The following is a 4,962-nucleotide window of genomic DNA, read 5'->3' as shown; positions in this document are numbered from 1 at the left end:
CAACTACGCCGCCGCCAACACCTTCCTCGACGCCCTCGCCCACCACCGCCACACCCAAGGCCTCCCCGCCACCTCCCTCGCCTGGGGACTCTGGAGCACCGACGACGGGATGGGCGGGCAGCTCGACGAGCGGGCACTGAACCGACTGGCCCAGACGGGTGTGGTGGGGCTGGCCCCGCGGGCCGGGCTGGAGCTGTTCGACGCGGCGCTCGCGCTGCGCCAGCCACTGGCCGTCGCGGTCGGGCTCGACGGGGCGGCGCTCGGTGCGCGCGCGGCGTCCGGGCTCCTCGACCCGCTGTTCAGCGAGCTGGTGCGGGCGGGCGGACGGCAGCCGGGCACGGCGCGCGGGGCCCGGCCGGAGCGTGCGGACAGCCAGTCGCTGGCACAGCGGCTGGCGGGGCTGGCCGCGCCGGAGCGGCGGGCGCTGCTCCAGGAGCTGGTGTGCGCCAACGTCGCGGTGGTCCTGGGGCACGCCTCGACGCAAGGCGTGGATCCCGAGCGGCTGTTCACCCTGCTGGGCTTCGACTCCCTGTCGGCGTACGAGCTGCGCAACCAGCTGGGCGCCGCGACCGGGCAGCGGCTGACCCCGACCCTGATCTTCGACCACCCCACCCCGGCCGCGCTCGCCGCGTACCTGGACGAGCTGTTGGCCCCGGTCGAGCAGGACGTGTTCGGGCCCCTGGTCGCCGAGCTGGACCGCTTGCAGGGGCGGCTCGGCGACACCGGGGCGGTCACGGCGGGCGCCGCGGGCCGGGCCGCGGCCCGGCTGCAGGAGTTCTTGCAGCGGCTGGAGGAGAGCCGGGCGGGGGCGGGGGCCGGTCTGAGCGCCGGGGAGATCTCCGAGGCCACGGACGACGAGATCTTCAACCTGATCGACAACGAACTCGGCATCGTCTGAGACGCATTCGGCATCGTCCGGGCCGCCTCGCCGAGGCGGCCCGGACAGGAGAGGAACCACGCATGACCGGTCCAGTGATCATTTCGGGCGGTGGGCCCGCCGGGCTCATGCTCGCCCACGAGCTGGGGCTGTGGGGGGTCGAGACCGTCGTGCTCGAACGGCTCGCGGCGCCGAGCGGCCGTACGCCCGGGCAGGCCCTGAACCTGTCCGCGGCCGAACTCCTCCAGCAGCGCGGGCTGTTGGACGATCTACTGGCGCACAGCGAGCCGGTGCAGGGCACCCACTTCTCGCTGATCTGGCTGGACGACAGCGCGTTGCGCGGCCGTCACCAGCCCGCGCTGCTGCTGGGTCAGCACCATGTGGAGCGCCAGCTGGAGCGGCGGGCGACGGCGCGCGGCGCGGAGCTGCGCCGGGGCCACGAGCTGGTCGGCTTCACCCAGGACGCGACCGGGGTCGAGGTCCGGGTCCGTGGTCCACGGGGCGAGTACACGCTGGTGGGAAGTCACCTGGTGGGCGCGGACGGCGAGTCCAGCCGGGTCCGGGAGCTGGCCGGGATCGGCTTCCCGGGGTCGGGGTCGCCGAACTGCGGGCTGGTCGCGGACGTGGAGGTCAGCCTGGCGGAGCTGCCCGAGGTGCACCGGGGGTCGAAGGTCTCGCCGAACGGCGGGATCTACTCGGCGGTGCCCACGGACTCCGGGGTGGTCCGGGTGATCACCGCCGAGTTCGACACGGAGCTGCCGGGCGCGGACACCGAGCCGGACGGTGCGGAGCTGCGCGCGGCGATCGGCCGGATCAACGGGGCCGCTTTCCCGGACGTGCCGGTGCGCTGGGTGCAGCGGTACGGCGGGCCGACGCGGATCGCGGACCGCTACCGCGACGGCCGGGTCTTCCTGGTCGGGGACGCGGCCCACACCTTCTATCCGCTGGCCGGGCTGCGGCTGAACCTGTGCTTCCAGGACGCGGCGAACCTCGGCTGGAAGCTGGCCGCGGAGCTGCGGGGCTGGGCGCCGGAGGGGCTGCTGGACACCTATCAGGCGGAGCGTCACCCCCAGGGGGTGCGCGCGGCCGCGGCCACCGACGCCCAGCTGGCGCTGATCCATCCGGCCCGGCGGGTGTCGCCGGTACGGGGCCTGGTGACGGAGCTGCTGAGGTTCCCGGAGGTCAACCGGCACCTGTTGGAGCTGTCGACGGGCCTGGACGTGTCGTACGCGGCCGAGCAGGCTCCGGCTCCGCTCGGGCGGCGGCTGCCGCACCTGGAGTTGGTGGGGGCGGCCGGTAGGACGAGCGTGCCCGAGCTGCTGTGGTCCGGGCGGGGGGTGCTGCTCGACCTGACGGGTGCGGCCGGTCCGGGTCCCGGTGGGACCGCCCTGGTGGCGGCGGGTCTGGAGGACCGGCTGGACACCTTCTGGGCGAAGCCCGTCGCGGAGCTGGGTGTCGCCGCGGTGCTGCTGCGCCCGGACGGTCACGTGGCCTGGGCGGGTGACCCGGTGGTGGACGCGGACGGGCTGCGGGCCGCCGTCGCCGCGTGGTTCGGCGCGGCGGGGAGCTGACGCACGGACGCGAGAGGGCCGGGGACGGAGCAGCTGCTCCGTCCCCGGCCCTCTCGCGTCCGTGCGTCAGCTCCCCGCCGCGCCGAACCACGCGGCGACGGCGGCCCGCAGCCCGTCCGCGTCCACCACCGGGTCACCCGCCCAGGCCACGTGACCGTCCGGGCGCAGCAGCACCGCGGCGACACCCAGCTCCGCGACGGGCTTCGCCCAGAAGGTGTCCAGCCGGTCCTCCAGACCCGCCGCCACCAGGGCGGTCCCACCGGGACCCGGACCGGCCGCACCCGTCAGGTCGAGCAGCACCCCCCGCCCGGACCACAGCAGCTCGGGCACGCTCGTCCTACCGGCCGCCCCCACCAACTCCAGGTGCGGCAGCCGCCGCCCGAGCGGAGCCGGAGCCTGCTCGGCCGCGTACGACACGTCCAGGCCCGTCGACAGCTCCAACAGGTGCCGGTTGACCTCCGGGAACCTCAGCAGCTCCGTCACCAGGCCCCGTACCGGCGACACCCGCCGGGCCGGATGGATCAGCGCCAGCTGGGCGTCGGTGGCCGCGGCCGCGCGCACCCCCTGGGGGTGACGCTCCGCCTGATAGGTGTCCAGCAGCCCCTCCGGCGCCCAGCCCCGCAGCTCCGCGGCCAGCTTCCAGCCGAGGTTCGCCGCGTCCTGGAAGCACAGGTTCAGCCGCAGCCCGGCCAGCGGATAGAAGGTGTGGGCCGCGTCCCCGACCAGGAAGACCCGGCCGTCGCGGTAGCGGTCCGCGATCCGCGTCGGCCCGCCGTACCGCTGCACCCAGCGCACCGGCACGTCCGGGAAAGCGGCCCCGTTGATCCGGCCGATCGCCGCGCGCAGCTCCGCACCGTCCGGCTCGGTGTCCGCGCCCGGCAGCTCCGTGTCGAACTCGGCGGTGATCACCCGGACCACCCCGGAGTCCGTGGGCACCGCCGAGTAGATCCCGCCGTTCGGCGAGACCTTCGACCCCCGGTGCACCTCGGGCAGCTCCGCCAGGCTGACCTCCACGTCCGCGACCAGCCCGCAGTTCGGCGACCCCGACCCCGGGAAGCCGATCCCGGCCAGCTCCCGGACCCGGCTGGACTCGCCGTCCGCGCCCACCAGGTGACTTCCCACCAGCGTGTACTCGCCCCGTGGACCACGGACCCGGACCTCGACCCCGGTCGCGTCCTGGGTGAAGCCGACCAGCTCGTGGCCCCGGCGCAGCTCCGCGCCGCGCGCCGTCGCCCGCCGCTCCAGCTGGCGCTCCACATGGTGCTGACCCAGCAGCAGCGCGGGCTGGTGACGGCCGCGCAACGCGCTGTCGTCCAGCCAGATCAGCGAGAAGTGGGTGCCCTGCACCGGCTCGCTGTGCGCCAGTAGATCGTCCAACAGCCCGCGCTGCTGGAGGAGTTCGGCCGCGGACAGGTTCAGGGCCTGCCCGGGCGTACGGCCGCTCGGCGCCGCGAGCCGTTCGAGCACGACGGTCTCGACCCCCCACAGCCCCAGCTCGTGGGCGAGCATGAGCCCGGCGGGCCCACCGCCCGAAATGATCACTGGACCGGTCATGCGTGGTTCCTCTCCTGTCCGGGCCGCCTCGGCGAGGCGGCCCGGACGATGCCGAATGCGTCTCAGACGATGCCGAGTTCGTTGTCGATCAGGTTGAAGATCTCGTCGTCCGTGGCCTCGGAGATCTCCCCGGCGCTCAGACCGGCCCCCGCCCCCGCCCGGCTCTCCTCCAGCCGCTGCAAGAACTCCTGCAGCCGGGCCGCGGCCCGGCCCGCGGCGCCCGCCGTGACCGCCCCGGTGTCGCCGAGCCGCCCCTGCAAGCGGTCCAGCTCGGCGACCAGGGGCCCGAACACGTCCTGCTCGACCGGGGCCAACAGCTCGTCCAGGTACGCGGCGAGCGCGGCCGGGGTGGGGTGGTCGAAGATCAGGGTCGGGGTCAGCCGCTGCCCGGTCGCGGCGCCCAGCTGGTTGCGCAGCTCGTACGCCGACAGGGAGTCGAAGCCCAGCAGGGTGAACAGCCGCTCGGGATCCACGCCTTGCGTCGAGGCGTGCCCCAGGACCACCGCGACGTTGGCGCACACCAGCTCCTGGAGCAGCGCCCGCCGCTCCGGCGCGGCCAGCCCCGCCAGCCGCTGTGCCAGCGACTGGCTGTCCGCACGCTCCGGCCGGGCCCCGCGCGCCGTGCCCGGCTGCCGTCCGCCCGCCCGCACCAGCTCGCTGAACAGCGGGTCGAGGAGCCCGGACGCCGCGCGCGCACCGAGCGCCGCCCCGTCGAGCCCGACCGCGACGGCCAGTGGCTGGCGCAGCGCGAGCGCCGCGTCGAACAGCTCCAGCCCGGCCCGCGGGGCCAGCCCCACCACACCCGTCTGGGCCAGTCGGTTCAGTGCCCGCTCGTCGAGCTGCCCGCCCATCCCGTCGTCGGTGCTCCAGAGTCCCCAGGCGAGGGAGGTGGCGGGGAGGCCTTGGGTGTGGCGGTGGTGGGCGAGGGCGTCGAGGAAGGTGTTGGCGGCGGCGTAGTTG

At 75.2% G+C, this 4,962-nt stretch carries 4 protein-coding genes; 2 read left to right on the top strand and 2 right to left on the bottom strand.

The features are described 5' to 3' along the window. Positions 1-898: phosphopantetheine-binding protein (locus tag ACFWAR_RS39120; RefSeq protein ID WP_385788424.1), on the top strand; the 898-nt coding region annotated here is incomplete at its 5' end. A gap of 62 nt (positions 899-960) precedes the next feature. Further along, positions 961-2,448, top strand: coding sequence for an FAD-dependent monooxygenase (locus ACFWAR_RS39115; RefSeq protein WP_385788426.1), 1,488 nt, complete (start codon positions 961-963; stop codon positions 2,446-2,448). A 66-nt stretch (positions 2,449-2,514) separates the two neighbouring features. On the opposite strand, the gene ACFWAR_RS39110 is transcribed toward ACFWAR_RS39115, so the two are convergent. Further along, a complete protein-coding gene (locus ACFWAR_RS39110; protein ID WP_385788426.1) occupies positions 2,515-4,002 on the bottom strand; it encodes an FAD-dependent monooxygenase in 1,488 nt (495 codons plus the stop codon). A 62-nt stretch (positions 4,003-4,064) separates the two neighbouring features. Beyond that, a partial coding sequence (locus ACFWAR_RS39105) for a phosphopantetheine-binding protein (RefSeq protein ID WP_385788424.1) occupies positions 4,065-4,962 on the bottom strand: 898 nt, incomplete at its 5' end.

It is taken from the genome of Streptomyces sp. NPDC059917 (assembly GCF_042730635.1).
Taxonomy (GTDB): domain Bacteria; phylum Actinomycetota; class Actinomycetes; order Streptomycetales; family Streptomycetaceae; genus Streptomyces.
The sequence above is the reverse complement of the archived record's forward strand: the minus strand, read 5'-3'. Positions and strand labels throughout refer to the sequence as shown.